Origin of the sequence: Marinibaculum pumilum (genome assembly GCF_042646425.1) — a bacterium.
Classification (GTDB): domain Bacteria; phylum Pseudomonadota; class Alphaproteobacteria; order Ferrovibrionales; family Ferrovibrionaceae; genus Marinibaculum; species Marinibaculum pumilum.
On sequence record NZ_JBHRTR010000036.1, the window covers coordinates 135,864 to 150,898 of the forward strand.

Here is a 15,035-nt window from a genome sequence, read left to right on the forward strand (position 1 = left end):
ATGGCTGTCGAGGTCGGCGGGACGTTCACCGACCTGATCTGGATCGAGGACGGACAGGTGAGGAGCCGGAAGGTCCCCTCAACGCCCGAGGACCCCTCGGAGGGCGTGATTTCCGGCCTGCAGGCGGCACTGGGCCAGGATCTCTCGAGGATGTCCGAGCTCTGCCACGGTTCGACGGTGGCCACGAACGCGATCATCGAACGGCGCGGGTGCCGGGCGGCTCTGGTGACGACGCGCGGCTTCAGGGACGTGCTGGAACTGCAGCGTCAGCTTCGTGCCAATGTCTATGCGATCGCCTGCGGGAAGCCGGAGCCACTGGTCCCCCTGCGCCGCTCGATCGAGGCGCCGGAGCGTCTGGATGCGCATGGCGCGGTCATCGAGCCGCTGGACGAAACGTCCCTGATCGCGGCGGTCGACGACCTTGTGGCGCGCGAGGCGCCCGAGGCCCTCGCCGTCTGCCTGCTCCACTCCTATCTCGATCCGCAGCACGAACTCAGGATCCGTGCGCTTCTGGCCGAGCGCCACCCGGACCTCCCGGTCATCCTGTCATCGGACGTGCTGCCAACTTTCCGGGAATATGAGCGCGCCTCCACGACAGCGATGGCCGCCTATCTGGCACCGCTGGTTGGCCGGTATATCGGCCGCCTGGAGCGCCACATGGCGGAGCACGCCCCGCAGAGCGATCTCTTCGTCATGCAGTCCTCCGGCGGTGTCCTGCCGGGAGGGGGCGCCCTCGACCGTGGCGTCCACATGCTCAACTCCGGTCCTGCGGCGGGCGTGATCGGCGCCGTTCGGGTGGCGGCGATCGTCGGCGATGCCGATGTGATCACGCTCGACATCGGCGGAACCAGTTCGGACATCGCGCTGATCCGCAGCGGTACGGCTGGCGTCACGGCCGAAACCGAGGTCAATGGCCTGCCGGTGGGCCTGCCGAGTACCGATATCGCCAATATCGGCGCCGGCGGCGGAAGCCTCGGCCATATCGATCGCGGTGGCATGTTGCGGGTCGGGCCGCGCTCGGCCGGTGCCCGGCCCGGGCCCGCCTGCTACGGCCATGGCGGAACCGATCCGGCGATCACCGACGCGCTCGTGCAACTCGGCTGGATCCGGCCGGACCGGTTCCTTGGCGGCAAGATGGCGCTGCATCCCGACCGGGCCGCCGAGGCCCTGGGGAAGCTCGGGGCGTCCGCTTCGGACGCGGCGCAGGCCATGGTCGACATCGCGATTGCCCATATCGGGCAGGGCATCCGGCTCGTTTCAGTCCAGCGCGGCCACGATGCGAAAAGCTTCGCGCTCTACGGCTATGGCGGCATGGGACCGATGATGAGCGCGCTCGCCGCAGAAGATCTCAAGATCAAGCGCGTGGTCATTCCGCCGCATCCCGGGCTGTTCTCCGCGCTCGGCCTGCTCGTGTCGGACCTGAAGCGCATCTACCGCGAAACCAACCTCATGAAGGTGGACGCGGATGCGCCCGCGCGCGTGGCGGCGTCCTTCGAGCGGATGCGGGAACGTGCCGTCGAAGAATTCACACGGCTCGGCCGCCATCGTGACGAGCTGGTCTTCGATCATGCCCTTGAGATGCGCTATTCGGGACAAGGATTCGAACTTCTGACCGAGATCGACCTCGACAGGCTTCCTGCGCAGGGTCACGACTATCTTGAGCGTCTTTTCCACGACACGCACATCGCGCGCTACGGCTCGGCGTCACGCGAGCCCGTGGAGATCGTCACATTGCGACTCGTCGCGCAGATACCCGCCGATGGCCACACCTTGCGAGAGCTGACCCGCGGCCCCCTGGGCGTTGCCGCGCCAGAGCTCGAGGAGGCGGCGGTGACCTTCCGCGGCACCCGAATGCAGTGCCGCTTCGCCTGGCGCGATTCGTTGCCGAAGGGCCATGTTCTGCGCGGGCCGGCGATTGTCGAGGAACCCACCGCCACCACGCTGGTCCCGCCGGGATGGCAGGCGGCCGTACACGAGACAGGATCCCTGATCCTCGAGAAGGAGGTCCGGGCATGAGCACGCCGAGCACAAGCGAGCAGGCCCTGTTCAGCATTATCGGCAATGGACTGCACGGCATAGCGCAGGAGATGGGGGAGAAGCTTGTCCGCTCGGCCTACTCCACCATCATCCGGGAAGCCAGGGACTGCTCGACCTCGCTTCTGGACCGCAACGGACGGATTCTGGCGCAGGCGCAGTTCTGCCCGATCCACATGAACTCGTTCGGAAAGGTGTTCGAGGCCTTCGCCAGGCGCTACGACCTGTCGACGATCCGCCCCGGCGAAGGCCTGATCACGAACGATCCCTACAGTGGCGGTCAGCACCTGAACGATTTCGTGCTCTTCACGCCGATCTTCTACAAGGACGGCCTGGTCGCCTTCAGCGCGTCGATCGGGCATCACATCGATGTCGGCGGCGGTGCTGCGGGCCCGAATGCGGGCGCATCCGACGTCTTCTCCGAAGGGTTGCGGATTCCGCTGTCGCGCTTCGAAATCGCGCGCGATCTGGGGGACGGCCTGCTGGAGCAGTTCATCCGCCTCAACGTGCGGGCGCCCGACCAGGTGATGGGCGATGTCTATGCGCAACTGGCCGCCAACCGGACGGGCCAGCAGCGCTTCGCCGAGATGCTCGACCAGTTCGGCGAAGAGATCGTGCTCCGCGCTGGGGCGGAGCTGCAGGACTATTCGGAGCGACTGGCGCGGGATGGCATAGGCGCCATGCCCGATGGCGTCTACGAGGCGGAGGACTTCGTGGACGACAATGGCTTCAGCGACGATCCGCTGCGCGTCGCCGTGCGGATCACGATCAGCGGCGATTCCGTCGAGATCGATTTCGAGGGAAGCTCGCCGCAGTCGAAGGGAATCATCAACTCTCCGCTCGCCTCGACGATCTCGGCGGTCTACGGCGCGTTCGCCGTTCTGCTCGGCGGCGGACAGATTCCGGTGAATGACGGACTGTATCGGCCGATCGCGCGCATCGACGTGCCCCATGGCTCGTTCCTCAACCCGAGCCAGCCGGTTGCGGTGCGCGCCCGCAACACCCCCTGTCACCGCATCTACAATGCCATCATGCGCGCCATGTCGGACATCGCGCCGCATCGGGTGCTTGCCGCGGGCCATGACACGACGAACGCCATCGGTATGGGCCATATGGGCCCGGACCGCTACCGCGTCTACATGGAGGTGGTCGGCGGTGGCTGGGGCGCGTCTTCCGGCGCCGATGGGGCCGATGTCGTCGACGGATTTGTCGGCAACTGCTCGAACGTTCCGGTCGAGAGCCTGGAGATAGACTATCCCTTCATGCGCATCGAGGAATATGCCCTGCGGCGCGGCTCGGCAGGAGCGGGAGCCTATCGGGGCGGTATGGGCGTGCGGCGCGTCTACCAGATTCTCGACGAGGACGTGACCTTCAACTGCTATTCCGACCGCTTCAAGCGCCGCCCCTGGGGCCTGCATGGCGGCGCGCCGGGCGCACCCTCACGGTTCTTCGTGGAGCGTGACGGAACCTGCATCGACCTGCCCTCCAAGGGCAATGTCGCCCTTCGCCGCGGCGACCGACTGGTGATCGAGACCGCCGGCGGCGGCGGCTTCGGCGATCCGGCACGGCGCGATCGGGACCTGCGCTCGAAGGACGAGGCGGAGGGGGTGCTCGCTCCTGCCTGAACGTTCCGGCGACTTCCGTCGCAGGGAGGCCGCAACATGGTTTGCGATACCCGGTTCTCCGGTGCCGTCCGCGCGCCGTTCTGGCTGGACACCGTTCCAGAGACCGACGCCGCACCGCCACTGACCGACGATATCGCCTGCGATCTCGCCATCATCGGTGGCGGGTTCACGGGCCTATGGACGGCACTGAAGGCGCGGGAGCGTTCGCCGGATGCGACGATTGCCGTATTGGAGGCCATGCGTTGCGGTGCGGCCGCCAGCGGCCGGAACGGCGGATTCTGTGCGCCGAGCATTTCCCACGGTGTCTCCAACGCCCTGGCGCGCTGGCCAAGGGAGGCGGAAATTCTGGTTCGCCTCGGGCGAGAGAATCTCGACGGGTTGCAGGAGGATCTCGCCAGGTACGGGATCGACTGCGACTTCGAGCGCGAGGGCAAGCTCAACCTGGCGGCCACGCCCTGGCAGGCTGAAGGGCTCAAAGCAATGCAGGCAGCCTACGCGCGCTTCGGCATCGGGAGCAGTTACCTTGAAGGCGATACTCTGGACGAAAAGCTCAGGAGCCCGAAATATCTCGCGGGACTCTATGAACCCGACTATGCACTGGTGAACCCCGGGAAGCTGGTCGCAGGACTGCGAGAGGCCTGTCTCGGTCGCGGAATCGCCCTCTATGAGGATACGCCCGTCTCGTCACTTGACGGTACCTCGTCGGGCGTGCGGCTGACCACGCCGCAAGCCGTGCTGTCCGCCAGGCAGGCTGTGATGGCGACAAATGCGGCGGTTCCGCTGCTCAAGCGTTTTCGCATGTCGATCATCCCTGTCTTCGACTATACGCTGGTGACCGAACCGCTTTCCGACGAACAGTCTGCGGCCCTGGGCTGGCGCGGCCGCTATGGCATCGCCGACAGCGGCAACCAGTTTCACTATTGCCGCAAGACGGCCGACAACCGCATCCTCTGGGGTGGCTTCGACGCGATCTACCATTACGGCAGCGGTCGGGATCGGGCGTTCCTGCACCGCCCCGAAAGCTATGCGCGGCTAGGGGCGCATTTCGCCGAAGCGTTCCCAGCGCTTTCGGAGATTTCCTTTACGCATGCCTGGGGCGGGATCATCGATACCTCCGCACGGACCACGTTCTTTGCCGGCACCGCGCTCAAGGGGCGCCTCGCCTATGCGCTCGGCTTCACCGGGCAGGGCGTCTCTGCCTCGCGCTTTGCTGCGCTCGCGATGCTGGACATGCTCGAAGGCAGGCGCACCGAACGCACCGGCCTGCGCATGCTGCGGCGCCGGGCGGTGCCTTTTCCGCCCGAGCCCCTGCGCTCCCTGGCGGTCCGACAGGTTCAGCGGGATCTGGCGCAGGAAGACCGCACCGGAGCCCGTTCTCTCCTGCTTCGGACACTCGACCGTCTCGGGATCGGCTTTGCGTCGTGACGGTGGGTCAGGGGGGCTTGCATGACGGATAGCCCCCGCAGTCCTGCCGGTGTCATTACCTTCGAGGCTAGAACGTTCCCGACCTGGGTGGAAGCGATGACGCGACCACGATCGTCATCCCGGCCTTGAGCCGGGATCCATTCCGCCAGTCTTGCGGCTTCTGAGCGGCTGGCGGAATGGGTTCTCGGGTCAAGCCCGAGAACGACGGATTTTCCAGCAAACCCGGGAATGCGCTAACGCCACCGCATCGGCCGGGGTCCCATGGGCCGCAGCCTTCCGGCGAGGCATTCAATTGCCCGCCATCCCGGCATTGAAGGAGAAGCGCCCCAGCACGCGACAGTTGGCGCCGCAGGCTATTCCGCCGCGTCCGGAAACCGCTTCAGGGTCTCCGTCCGGTACCAGTCCACGCACCAGTCGGAGCAGAACTTCTTGCCCTTCACCGCGTCGGTGATGCAGGGCTCGCCGTCATGCAGCAGGATACCGCAATTGTCGCATTTCAGGTACTGCTCGACATAGAGCTTGTTGGCCGAGAACTTCATTCCGCAGCCTCCGAATAGCCGTAGTCGCGGGCCGCGCCCTCGCGGGTGACGAAGCCTTCGCGCAGGTCATGCGCGATCATCGCCGGATCGCGCTCCGTGGGCTCGCCGAAGCCGCCGCCGCCGGGCATCTGCAGGATCACCCGGTCGCCCTTGCGGATCGTGATGTTGGAATATTTGCTGGGCGACACCTTGTTGAAGGCCTGCTGCACGGTGAGCCATTCCGGGGTGCCGGCGCGCTGGATCAGGGTCGCCGCCTTGCCGCCGGGCTTGCCGCCATGCAGGCCCCAGGGCGCCAGCTTGTAGCGGTCCGACATCTGGCTGGCGGTGATCTCCTCGTTCAGGCAGAGCAGCTGCTTGCGATAGCCCAGCCCGCCGCGGAACTTGCCCGCGCCGCCCGAATCGGGGACCAGTTCGAAGCTCTCCATCCGCCAGGGGAAGCGGGTCTCGAACACCTCCACCGGCGTGATCCGGCAATTGCCGTTGATGCTGTCGCAGGAATCGTTGCCGTCGGCGAAGCTGCGCCCGCCCCAGCCGTTCGATTCCAGGTCGTAGCAGGCGAAATACTCCTCCGTCCGCGCATCGACGCCGCCGAAGACGAAGTTGGCGTGGGTGGACCCTTCCGCCGCCATCGCCCGGTGCGGAATCGCCTGGCCCAGCGCGCCCAGCACGGTGCCGGCGATGCGGGGATGGGTCTCGGTATTGCCGCCGACCTCGGGCGCCGGGTAGTCGACATTGACGATGGTGCCCGGCGGCGCCACCACCCGGACGGGGCGGAAGCAGCCGGAATTCTTCGGGATCGTCGGATCGGTCAGATGCAGCAGGGCATTGTAGGTCGCCGACCAGGTCACCCCGAGGGTGGCGTTGATCGGACCGCGGGCCTGCTTCGAGGAGCCGGTATAGTCGACGATGATCTCGTCGCCGCGGACATGCGCGCGCACCACGATGTCGTACTCGCGGTCCTCGATCCCGTCATCCTCGACCTTGTCGGCGAATTCGTAGATGCCGTCGGGGATGTTCTCGATCTCCGCCCGCATCCGGCGCTCGGAATAGTCCATCAGGTCGGAGATCGTCTGCTGGACGTTCTCCTTGCCGTACTTGCCGTAAACCTGCTGGATGCGGGACACGCCCAGGTCGACCGCGCTGATCATGGCGCGCAGGTCGCCATAGTTGTAGCGGGGCGTCCGCACGTTCGCGAGGAGGATCTTCCAGACCTCCTCGTTGTCCTGGCCGCGGCGCTTGATTTTCACCGGCGGCACGCGGAGGCCCTCATGGAAGATCTCCGTCGCCTCGCCGCAGAAGCCGCCCGGGACCATCCCGCCGACCTCCGCAATATGGCCGATCGCCACCGCGAAGCCCTCCAGCCGGCCATCCACGAAGAATGGCTTGAAGAAGGTATGTTCCGGGGTATGCAGGCCGCCGCGATAGGGATCGTTGTGGACGATCACGTCGCCCTCCTCGATCTGGTCGAGGGGGATTTCCCGCACGCAGGTCTTGATCAGCAGCGGCATGCCGCCGATCTGCGCCGGGCAGAATTCCGCCACCGCGATCATGTCGCCGTTGCGGTCCGCCAGCGCACAGGTGAAGTCCAGCGCCTCGTTGAAGATCGTCGAATAGGACGTCTTCATCAGGGTGATGCCCATTTCCCGGCAGATCGACACCATCGTCGATTCCAGGATGTTCATCTGTACATAGTCCATAACGCACTCCCGGATGGGGCTAGCTTTCGCGCGGGGCCCGGCTGGCGGGTATCCGGCGCCTATCCTGGCCGAGCTACTCGGCGATTTCCATGGTGCCGTACGTGCCGACGGTCAGGGTCTGCCCGGGTCGCACCAGGGTGACGGAGGCCGGCTCCTCGACCAGCGCCGGCCCGGCGATGACGTCGCCGGCGCGCAACTTCTCGCGGTCGTAGACGCCGGCCTTTTCGTCGCCGGCTTCGAACGCCACGGTGCGATGGCCGACGGGCGCCACCCTGCCGTCGCCCTTCGCCAGTTCCGGCAGGTCCGGCTTCGGCCCGATCGCGGTCAGCGCCACCTTCATGTTCACCGTCTCGATCCGCTCGCCCTCGATCGCGAAGCCGAAGCGGGCATTGTGCTGCGCGTGGAAGCGCTGCCACAGATCTGCGGTATTCTCCTCGGTGAAGCCGTCGGCGTCGAAGGGCAGCTCCAGCTCGTAGTTCTGTCCCAGATAGCGCATCTCCAGCATGCGCTGGACCTCGATGCCGCTGGTATAGCCCTGTCCCTCCAGCACCGCCCTGGCATCGGCGACCAGTTCCTGCAGCACCGTCGTCGCTCGGTCGCGGTCGAACTTGTCGGAGATCTGCTGCACGGTGCGGTGCCGATCGACACGGGCGTCGGTCATGGTAAAGCCGAAGGCGGAGAACTGGCCGGGATGCGGCGGGATGATCGCGCGCGGGATGTTCGCCACCTCCAGCAGATCGGCCGCATGCAGCGGCCCGGCACCGCCGAACGCCAGCAGGCGGAAGTCGCGTGGATCCAGGCCCTTTTCCAGCAGCACGGTGCGCAGCGCGCCGACCATGTTGTTGTTGGCGATCTGCACGATCGCCAGGGCGGCGTGGCGGCTGCTCAGCCCCATCGGGTCGGCGACGCTCTCCACCGCCTTGTGCGCCGCGTCGCCGTCGAGCTGCATCGCCCCGCCCAGGAAATTCTCGGGACTGATCCGGCCCAGCACGACATTGGCGTCGGTCACCGTGGGTTCCCGGCCGCCGCGGCCGTAGCAGGCGGGCCCCGGATCGGCGCCGGCGCTCTGCGGACCGACCCGCAGCATGCCGCCCTTGTCGATCCAGGCGATGGAGCCGCCGCCGGCGCCGATCGTGCGGATGTCGATCATCGGCACCTGGATCGGCACCCCCCACTCGATCTCGAAATCGGTGGTGAAGCTGGCCTCGGCGCCGACGACGGTGGAGCAGTCGGTGGAGGTCCCGCCCATGTCCAGGGTGACGATATTGTCGATGCCGAGCTGCCGGGCGAGGGTGCGGGCCGCAACGACGCCGCCGGTGGGACCGGACACCGCCAGCTCGATCGGCGTTTCGGCTGCCGATTCCAGGGTCGCCTCGCCGCCGTTCGACTTGATCACCACCACCCGGTCGCCGATGCCGGTGCCGGCGAAGGCCTCCCGCATCGCCTTGAAGCTGCGCCGCACCACCGGCTTCAGGAAGGCGTCGGCGATGGTGGAGGTGGAGCGCTCATACTCCTTCCATTTCGGCAGCACGTCGTAGGAGATCGAGATCGGCATGTCCGGCAGGGCCTTGGCGATCGTGTCGCGGATCTGCCGCTCATGGTCGGGAGAGACGTAGGAGAACAGGCAGTTGACCGCCACCGCCTCGATCCCGGCGCGCTCCATATCGGCGGCCATGGCCGCGACCTCCGCCGGATCGACCGGCTTCACCACCTCGCCCTGCGCGTCCAGCCGCTCGTCGACTTCGTAGCAGTCCTCCCGCTTCGCCAGCGGCTTCGCCTTGATCCAGGACAGGTCGTAATGCGCACGGCGGTTGCCGCGCTGGATGAAGGGGATGTCCTTGAAGCCCTTGGTCGTGACATAGGCCACCCGCGCGCCCTTGCGCTCCAGCAGCGCGTTGGTGGCGATGGTGGTGCCCAGCCGCAGCACCCGCACCCCGTCCAGGTCGGCGACCTGCTTCAGCCCGGTCAGGACGCCTTCGATCGGATTGCCCGGGGTGGTGGCGTTCTTCCAGACCTTCACGGCATCGCCATTGTCGTCGAACAGCACGAAGTCCGTGAATGTGCCCCCGATATCGACGCCCAAGGTCTGTGGCATGCGCCCGTCTCCTACCATTCGATGTACTTCGGGAGCCGGGATGATCCGGCCCCGCGGCGGCGCCTACTATAGCAAGCAGGCCCTTTGTGTCAGCCGGGATGCGGACCTCTCCAGGTCGTTGTTCGCCACGCTCCATGCCGCGCGCCGGCCCCCCGGGACCTGCACCGGCGGCTTGCCAAGGCGCGGGGCGCCGTGTCAACTGCCCGCGTACGGCGCCGGGAGCCCGCAGTGAAGCGAAAGAAGCAGAAGGCCGTGATCGGCTGGCGGGAATGGGCCGGCCTGCCCGACCTTGGCGTGATCAGCATCAAGGCGAAGATCGACACCGGCGCCCGCACCTCCGCGCTGCATGCCCACAACCTGGTGGAGGAGGAGACCGAGGACGGGCGATGGGCGCGCTTCGTCGTGCAGCCCCTGCAGCGCCGCCGCTTCCCGGCGATCGCCTGCCGGGCGCGGGTGGTCGAGCGCCGGCGCATCCTGTCGTCCAACGGCCAGGCGGAACGGCGCCCGGTGATCCGCACCCGCCTGCAGCTCGGCCCGTCGCTCTACGAGATCGAGCTGACCCTGACCAACCGCGACGAAATGGGTTTCCGCATGCTGATCGGCCGCAAGGCCCTGAAGCGGCGTTTCCTGGTCGACCCCGGCCTGTCCTACCTGACGACATCCGACAGCGAAGTGGCATGGCCCGCAGCCTGAGGAGAGCGGGAGCCCGTGGCACGGCGTACTGAACCGAAACCGCCTGCCGGCCCGGCGGTGCTGCGCGCCGGCTTCGAGATCGCCGGCGCGCAGCTCGCCCCGGGCGAACGGGCCACCCTGGCGCTGCAGCTGCCCGGGCAGTCGGCGTTCACGCCGCTGGCGATGCCGCTGCACGTCGTGCACGGCCGGAAACCGGGGCCGGTGCTGTTCGTTTCCGCGGCCGTCCATGGCGACGAGATCAACGGGGTGGAGATCATCCGCCGCCTGCGCAACCTGCCGGCGCTGAAGCGGCTGCGCGGCACCCTGATCTGCATCCCCGTGGTCAACATGTATGGGTTCCTCAACCACACCCGCTACCTGCCGGACCGGCGCGACCTGAACCGGTCCTTTCCCGGCTCCGCCCGCGGCTCCCTTGCGGGGCGGATCGCCAACGTCTTCGCCCGCGAGATCGTCGCCCGCGCCAGCCACGGCATCGACCTGCATACCGGCGGCAACCATCGCACCAACCTGCCGCATGTCCGGGTCAGCCTGCAGGACCGTGAGGCGGAGCGGCTGGCGCGCGCCTTCGGCGCCTCCGTGATCGTGAACGCCAATCTGCGCGACGGCTCGCTGCGCCAGCACGCCCTGGAGAAGGGCCTGACCATGCTGCTCTACGAGGCGGGGGAGGCGCTGCGCTTCGACGAGCGCGCGATCGCCACCGGCCTGCGCGGCATCGTCAACGTGATGGTGGCGCTGGAGATGCTGACCGACGGCCATGCCGCGCGCCGCCGCGCGCCGCCGGCACCGGACGTCGCGCTGGCTTCGCAATGGATCCGCGCACCCCAGTCCGGCCTGATGCGGACCGAGATCGACCTGGGCCAGCGGGTCGCCCAGGGCGAGGTGCTGGCCCATCTGGCCGATGTGGCCGGTGAGAACGACCGGCCCGTCATGGCGCCGGTCGACGGCATCGTGATCGGCCGCTGCAACCTGCCCGCCGTGCATGAGGGCGACGCGCTGTTCCACATCGCCAGCTTCGCGGAGGAACTGCCACGCCCGCCCGGGCCGGAGGCGGCCTCCCATATCGAGGGGCTGCAGAGCGGCGACTATCCGGGCCAGCCCGGCCGCTGACCGGCGTCGGGCTGCGCTATCGCGATGCCGGGGATCGGACGGCACGGTGTACTGGCGGTGGTCTGGCGCCACGGGCGGGTCCTGCTGGTCAGGCGGGCGCGCCGGCCGCAGGCCGGCCTCTGGGGCTTCCCCGGCGGGCACCGGCTGCCGGAAGAGTCCGATCGGGACGCCGCCCTGCGCGAACTGGCCGAGGAGACCGGCCTGGCAGCGGCGGTGCTGCCCGGTCCGCCGCTGGCCGCGGTCCGTTTCCGCGACCAGGCGACCGGTCGCCACTACATCCTTCGGCCGGTCCGCCTGGTCGCAGCATCCTTGGCGGCAAGGGCGGCCTCGGATGCGGCCGCCATCGGCTGGTTCCGCCCGGATGCCCTGCCCCGCCGGCTCTGCCCGGACGTGCGGCGGGTCGTACGCCTTACCGCGCCGGATCGGCCGCCGCCCGTCCGGCGGATCCCGCGCTGACCCGCGCCACAGGCGCGGCATGCAGGGTTGCGGCAAGGAAGCGGGCCAGTTCCAGGCCGGCCCTGGTCCGCGCGGAGGGGGCCCGGAACAGGCGGATCTCGAAGTCCGGCAGGGCCGGCAGGTCTGCGCCCGTCGGCAGGATCGCCAGGTCGCCGGGCACCGTGAAATCCTTGAACACCGACAGGCACCAGCCCTCCCGCACGGCGGCATGCACCGCGCCGGCGGACAGGCTGACGACGCCGATGCGCCAGCGGCGACCGGCGCGGTCCAGGGCACGGGTCGCCCATTTCCGGAACAGGCAGCCCTGCGGGTAGAGCGCCAGGGGCAGGACCTCCCGCGTGCCGGGATCGAAACCCGGCGCGGCGGCCCAGACGCTGCGGCCGCGGTACAGCAGTTCGCCGCCTTCCGCGCCGGCAGGCAGCATCGCAACGACAAGGTCGTATCGCACGCCGAGATCGTCGACCATGTCCGCCGTCAGGCCGGTATGCAGTTCCACCTGCACGGCCGGATGGTCGGCCAGGAAGCGACCCAGCAGCGGCGCCAGCGGACCGGCGGCATAGTCCTCCATGATCGCCAGCCGGACCTGGCCGGCGATCCGCTCGCTGCGGATCGCCTCGAGCGCGGCATCGTTGATGGCCAGCATCTCCCGTGCCGCGGCAACCAGCCCTTCCCCGGCGGCGGTCAGCTGCAGGGGACGCATCGTCCGGTCGAACAGGGTCGCGCCGACCAGTTCCTCCAGCCGCTTGATCTGCATGCTCAGCGCGGACTGGGTCCGGCTCAGCCGCCGCGCCGCCCGGTTGAAGCTGCCGGCATCGACGATGGCGATGAAGGCGCGCAAGAGGCTGGTGTCGATGTCCCGCATGGCGTGATTCAATATCCCTGAAGAAACAGGGCAACTGTATCAACTGCGGTGAAGACGGTCGAAAGGCACCGGGGGGTGCCCGCCCGCCGTGTCGCCGGTCAGTCGCCGGCCAGGACCGGTTCCGCCCCGCCCTTGAAGCGCTTGACCAGTTCGTCGACGAAGACCCGGACCTTGGCGGACAGGTGCCGGTTGTGCGGATAGACGGCATTGATCGCCAGCGGCGGCCGCTCATAGTCGGTCAGCACCGGCTGCAGCCGGCGATCGGCCAGTTCGGCCCCCGCCAGGAAGACCGGCAGCTGGGCAATGCCCAGGCCGCGCAGCGCGGCCATCTTCAGGGCGTCGCCATTGTTGACGCGGAGGTTGCCCCGGGGCAGCACGGCGATGTCGCGGCCGTTGTCGCGGAACTGCCAGTTGTCGTGCCGGCCTTCGCGGGCATAGATCAGGCAGTTGTGCTGTGCCAGGTCCGCCGGGCTCTGCGGCGTGCCGGCGCGCGCGAAATAGGCCGGGCTGGCACAGAGGACCAGCCGGGTATCGGCGATCCGGCGCCCGATCAGGTTGGAGTCCGGCAGGTCGCCGATCCGGATCGCCAGGTCGAAGCCTTCGTCAAGAAGGCTGACGAAGCGGTCCGTCATGGTGACGTCGAGCTCAAGCTCCGGATAGGCGGTGGCAATGTCGCAGAGCACCTGGGACAGGTGCAGCAGGCCGAAGGAGAACGGCGTCGTGACCCGCAGCCGACCGCCGGGCCGCGTCTGCAGCTCGGTCGCCTGTGCCTCGGCTTCCGTCACGTCCTCCAGGATCCGGCGGGAGCGCTCCAGGAAGCCCTGGCCGACCTCGGTGATGCTGGACCGGCGGGTGGTCCGGTTCAGCAGCCGGACCCCGAGATTCTCCTCCAGCCAGGCGACCTGCTTGCTGACGGCGGATTTCGGCACGCCCATGGCCTGGGCCGCCGCCGTAAAGGACCCCGTCTCGCAGACCTTCACGAAGGCCCGCATCGCACTCAGTTTGTCCATAATGACGGATCAGGCGGCACGAATGCCGGATAGGAAGGTCTCGACGCTCTCCCGCAGGCGCTGCGACTGTCCCGACAGGTCACCGACCGCCAACACGATCTGCTCCGCCGCGTCGCCGGTCTCCCGTGCGGCATGGCTGACGCCGCCGATGTTCTGGGTGACCTCCCGCGTGCCGCTCGCCGCCTCGGCAACGTTGCGGGCGATTTCCTGGGTGGCAGCCTCCTGCTCCTCGATGGCGGCGGCGATCGCCGAGGTGGTCTGGCTCATCTCGCGGATCTGGCCGACGATCTCCTCGATCGCCAGGACCGCGGCCTTGGTCTCCGACTGGACGTCGCCGACCTGCCGGGTGATGTCGTCGGTGGCCTTCGCGGTCTGGGTGGCCAGCGACTTCACCTCCTGCGCGACGACCGCGAAGCCCTTGCCCGCATCACCGGCGCGTGCCGCCTCGATGGTTGCGTTCAGCGCCAGCAGGTTGGTCTGGCCAGCGATCTCGCGGATCAGCTCCACGACACGGCCGATCTGGTCCGCCGCTGCCGCCAGGCTGCCGATCTGGGTGTTGGCGCGTTCGGCCGTCTCGTCGGCGCGGCTGGCGAGGGCCGCATTGGCCTGCACCCGGCCGGCGATCTCCCGTCCCGCGGCGGTCAGTTCCTCCGACGCGGCGGCCACCGTCTCGACATTGGTCGTCGCCTCTTCCGCCGCGGCCGCCACGCCCTGCGCACGTTCATTGGTGTTCTGCGCGATGCCGCGCATGCGCTCCGCATTCTCTCCCAGGATGCCGGTCGCGCCGTCCACCCCGGCCACGATGCTGCCGATCCCGGAAGTGAAGCTGTCGGCAAGCCGGTCCAGCGTTTCGCGCTTCTCCGCCTTGCCGGCCTCGAGATAGGTGCTGATGGCGAGGTCCATGTCCAGCAGTGCGGCGCGGACCAGCGCCCCCTGGACGGCCTGCAGCCTGGCGCGGTCGCCGGCGCTCATCTTCGGCAGGGCCGACCGTGCCACGATATCCAGCAGGCCGGCCAGCAGATGGGCATAGCCGCCAACATACCAGCGCGGCTCCAGCCCGATCCTGTTGTGCACATTGCCGATACGGTCGACCGCCGCCGCATAGCTGTCGCTGAAGCGGGCGTTGGCGATCTCCTTCCAGTGCCGGGCCTGTGCAGTGCGGGCGCGCTCCAGCCCGGTATCGCCGCCGAACAGCGCCGTCAGGTCCGGCCACCTTGCCACCTGTTCGTAGAAGGTGCCGAGAACGGCAGGAAGACCCTTTTCGATCGCCTGGGCATGGCTGGAGAGCGCCTTCCGCTCCGGCTCCCCCAGTCCGATGAAACGCAGGCGTTCGGAAAGGTCGGTCGTACCGGCCATGGTGCTTGCCCCCGAATGAAATCGAATACAAGGGCATGGCCTGGCTCACTGCAGCGCCAATTACCCCATACGGAAGCAAGACTGGCCTCAATTCATGGAAATATCGTTAATGAACGCTTGTTAACCCTGGATGCAC

At 68.1% G+C, this 15,035-nt stretch carries 12 protein-coding genes; 6 read left to right on the top strand and 6 right to left on the bottom strand.

Annotation, left to right across the window (positions count from 1 at the left end):
* Genes ACFOGJ_RS23060 through ACFOGJ_RS23070 form a run of 3 tightly spaced genes read left to right on the top strand, consistent with a single transcriptional unit; the run spans window position 1 to window position 5,084 of the window.
* Window positions 1-2,016, top strand: a complete 2,016-nt coding sequence (locus tag ACFOGJ_RS23060) for a hydantoinase/oxoprolinase family protein (protein WP_379905037.1) — start codon at window positions 1-3, stop codon at window positions 2,014-2,016.
* On the top strand, window positions 2,013-3,659 hold the full coding sequence (locus ACFOGJ_RS23065; protein ID WP_379905039.1) for a hydantoinase B/oxoprolinase family protein: 1,647 nt from the start codon (window positions 2,013-2,015) through the stop codon (window positions 3,657-3,659). The genes ACFOGJ_RS23060 and ACFOGJ_RS23065 overlap by 4 nt, the downstream gene beginning before the upstream one ends.
* A 36-nt stretch (window positions 3,660-3,695) precedes the next feature.
* A complete protein-coding gene (locus tag ACFOGJ_RS23070) occupies window positions 3,696-5,084 on the top strand; it encodes an NAD(P)/FAD-dependent oxidoreductase (RefSeq protein ID WP_379905041.1) in 1,389 nt (462 codons plus the stop codon).
* Window positions 5,085-5,437: 353 nt separating this feature from the next.
* Here ACFOGJ_RS23070 and ACFOGJ_RS23075 read toward each other — a convergent pair whose 3' ends face one another.
* The 3 genes from ACFOGJ_RS23075 to ACFOGJ_RS23085 all read right to left on the bottom strand — a co-directional run bounded on the left by ACFOGJ_RS23075 (window position 5,438) and on the right by ACFOGJ_RS23085 (window position 9,415).
* Entirely contained in the window at window positions 5,438-5,623 is a 186-nt protein-coding gene (locus ACFOGJ_RS23075; RefSeq protein ID WP_379905043.1) for a hypothetical protein, read from the bottom strand.
* The gene (locus ACFOGJ_RS23080; RefSeq protein ID WP_379905045.1) at window positions 5,620-7,320 is read right to left on the bottom strand and encodes a hydantoinase B/oxoprolinase family protein; all 1,701 of its coding nucleotides are present in this window, start codon (window positions 7,318-7,320) and stop codon (window positions 5,620-5,622) included. The genes ACFOGJ_RS23075 and ACFOGJ_RS23080 overlap by 4 nt, the downstream gene beginning before the upstream one ends.
* 73 nt (window positions 7,321-7,393) lie before the next feature.
* Window positions 7,394-9,415, bottom strand: a complete 2,022-nt coding sequence (locus tag ACFOGJ_RS23085; protein WP_379905046.1) for a hydantoinase/oxoprolinase family protein — start codon at window positions 9,413-9,415, stop codon at window positions 7,394-7,396.
* A 228-nt stretch (window positions 9,416-9,643) separates the two neighbouring features.
* Between ACFOGJ_RS23085 and ACFOGJ_RS23090 the strand changes: the two genes are divergently transcribed.
* The 3 genes from ACFOGJ_RS23090 to ACFOGJ_RS23100 are packed head-to-tail and all read left to right on the top strand — an operon-like array spanning window position 9,644 to window position 11,671.
* Entirely contained in the window at window positions 9,644-10,108 is a 465-nt protein-coding gene (locus tag ACFOGJ_RS23090; RefSeq protein ID WP_379905048.1) for an ATP-dependent zinc protease family protein, read from the top strand.
* A gap of 15 nt (window positions 10,109-10,123) precedes the next feature.
* A complete protein-coding gene (locus ACFOGJ_RS23095) occupies window positions 10,124-11,215 on the top strand; it encodes a succinylglutamate desuccinylase/aspartoacylase family protein (RefSeq protein ID WP_379905050.1) in 1,092 nt (363 codons plus the stop codon).
* A gap of 24 nt (window positions 11,216-11,239) precedes the next feature.
* Window positions 11,240-11,671, top strand: coding sequence for an NUDIX domain-containing protein (locus tag ACFOGJ_RS23100; protein WP_379905052.1), 432 nt, complete (start codon window positions 11,240-11,242; stop codon window positions 11,669-11,671).
* On the opposite strand, the gene ACFOGJ_RS23105 is transcribed toward ACFOGJ_RS23100, so the two are convergent.
* The 3 genes from ACFOGJ_RS23105 to ACFOGJ_RS23115 all read right to left on the bottom strand — a co-directional run bounded on the left by ACFOGJ_RS23105 (window position 11,625) and on the right by ACFOGJ_RS23115 (window position 14,899).
* Window positions 11,625-12,533, bottom strand: coding sequence for a LysR family transcriptional regulator (locus tag ACFOGJ_RS23105; protein ID WP_379905054.1), 909 nt, complete (start codon window positions 12,531-12,533; stop codon window positions 11,625-11,627). The two genes, ACFOGJ_RS23100 and ACFOGJ_RS23105, sit on opposite strands and share 47 nt — an antisense overlap.
* Before the next feature lie 98 nt (window positions 12,534-12,631).
* The gene (locus tag ACFOGJ_RS23110; protein ID WP_379905056.1) at window positions 12,632-13,543 is read right to left on the bottom strand and encodes a LysR family transcriptional regulator; all 912 of its coding nucleotides are present in this window, start codon (window positions 13,541-13,543) and stop codon (window positions 12,632-12,634) included.
* 9 nt (window positions 13,544-13,552) lie between these two features.
* Entirely contained in the window at window positions 13,553-14,899 is a 1,347-nt protein-coding gene (locus ACFOGJ_RS23115; protein WP_379905058.1) for a protoglobin domain-containing protein, read from the bottom strand.
* Window positions 14,900-15,035: the final 136 nt, after the last annotated feature.

Excerpts from the sequence above, each read along its gene's own strand:
- ACFOGJ_RS23060 (WP_379905037.1), top strand. The coding sequence starts at position 1 with ATGGCTGTCGAGGTCGGCGGGACGTTCACCGACCTGATCTGGATCGAG.
- ACFOGJ_RS23065 (WP_379905039.1), top strand. The coding sequence starts at position 2,013 with ATGAGCACGCCGAGCACAAGCGAGCAGGCCCTGTTCAGCATTATCGGC.
- ACFOGJ_RS23070 (WP_379905041.1), top strand. The coding sequence starts at position 3,696 with ATGGTTTGCGATACCCGGTTCTCCGGTGCCGTCCGCGCGCCGTTCTGG.
- ACFOGJ_RS23075 (WP_379905043.1), bottom strand. The coding sequence starts at position 5,623 with ATGAAGTTCTCGGCCAACAAGCTCTATGTCGAGCAGTACCTGAAATGC.
- ACFOGJ_RS23080 (WP_379905045.1), bottom strand. The coding sequence starts at position 7,320 with ATGGACTATGTACAGATGAACATCCTGGAATCGACGATGGTGTCGATC.
- ACFOGJ_RS23085 (WP_379905046.1), bottom strand. The coding sequence starts at position 9,415 with ATGCCACAGACCTTGGGCGTCGATATCGGGGGCACATTCACGGACTTC.
- ACFOGJ_RS23100 (WP_379905052.1), top strand. The coding sequence starts at position 11,240 with ATGCCGGGGATCGGACGGCACGGTGTACTGGCGGTGGTCTGGCGCCAC.
- ACFOGJ_RS23105 (WP_379905054.1), bottom strand. The coding sequence starts at position 12,533 with ATGCGGGACATCGACACCAGCCTCTTGCGCGCCTTCATCGCCATCGTC.
- ACFOGJ_RS23110 (WP_379905056.1), bottom strand. The coding sequence starts at position 13,543 with ATGGACAAACTGAGTGCGATGCGGGCCTTCGTGAAGGTCTGCGAGACG.
- ACFOGJ_RS23115 (WP_379905058.1), bottom strand. The coding sequence starts at position 14,899 with ATGGCCGGTACGACCGACCTTTCCGAACGCCTGCGTTTCATCGGACTG.